The 1,317-nt window shown below is 65.9% G+C and carries 1 protein-coding gene; it reads left to right on the forward strand.

Annotation, left to right across the window (positions count from 1 at the left end):
* The coding region (locus tag ACI2L3_RS40365) for a hypothetical protein (protein WP_404757453.1) at window positions 1-1,086 on the forward strand (1,086 nt) is incomplete at its 5' end.
* Between the last annotated feature and the right edge of the window lie 231 nt (window positions 1,087-1,317).

Here is a 1,317-nt window from a genome sequence, read left to right on the forward strand (position 1 = left end):
GGTGTGGGCTGTGAGCATGTGCGCCTCGGGGACGTGCGCGTTGAGGGGTTCCTGGACTCGGTCGGTTCGTGGAATGGCACGGATGTGACGGTGGACCGGCTGACGATGCGCGGCCATGTGCAGGGGTTGTACCTGGCGAACCCGACCCGGTGGAAGGTGCTGGCTGGTTCGGCGGACAACGTCAATCTGGCGGTGGCATCTGGTGGGCCGGGTGAGAACAGTGTCCTGGTGGAGACGGACGGCCGGGTCGATGCGGGCGAGGTGTCGGTCGCGGATTTCCATTCCCGCGAGTCGGGCGAGCATGGGTTCCGTGTGGGCGGCCAGTCCCCGATCACTGGGATCACGTTCGACAACTGCAAGGCCTCCCGCTCTGGGGCCGGCAACGGCACTGGCGGGTGCGGGTTCAAGGCTCTTGGCCCCACGTCGATTCTGAGCAACAGCCGGGCCGCCAAGCACCGCAACATCCGGTTCATCAACTGCACGGTTGAGCCGGTCGCGGTGCCGACGGGTGGCAACAACTTCGCGGCGTTCAACATCGGCAAGTGCGAGGGCGTGTCCTTTGTGTCCCCGGTGGTGACGCGCGGCACCGCGGAATCGGGGGGCACGGCGGCATATGGCATCGCCATGGTCGGCTGCGAGAACGTGTCGATCTCGGAGCCGGCCATTGAGTACACCACGTCGGCGGGTATCCGCGTGTACGACACAGAGGATTCTACGGACGCCACGTGGGGTGGTGACCCGTCCGCGCTGTCCATCTCTGGTGGCTTCATCCGGGGTTGCGGGCGCGGCCTGGAGGTCGCTGCGGGCAACCGTGTGGTGCGTCGTCTCACGGCCTCGAACTTGACCGTAGATGGCGGGGACTACGGGGCCGTGGTGTGGGCCGGGACGATGAACCGTTGCTCCCTGGACATGAACATCAACAGCCCGACTTTGGCCACCCTGCGTGGCATGGAAGCTGTCATGTGCCATGTGGAGGGCGACCTGGTTGGCGAGTCGGCGGCGCGTAACGGGTCGACGTTCACGGACTACCAGACCGGCGATTTCCTTGTCCGCCGGAGCAACGTGTGGAACAAGGTCCCGGCCTGACCTGGCCCGCCATCGGACTAATCCAGCCCCCGCGTCTCGGGGGCTTTTCTATTCCCAGAAAGGGCCGCAAATATGGTTTTGAAGGATCTGCCTGGCGGGGAAATGTACGAGGAGAAAGGCGGGTCGTACCCCAACGAGGAGACCGCCCGCCGCCACGCGGCCATCCACCGGCAGCTCTCCGGGGCGTCGTCCGCCGCGATGGACGCGCTGAAGGCGAAGGCCGATATCACG

The sequence above is a fragment of the Streptomyces sp. NPDC029674 genome (genome assembly GCF_044903205.1).
GTDB lineage: Bacteria > Actinomycetota > Actinomycetes > Streptomycetales > Streptomycetaceae > Streptomyces.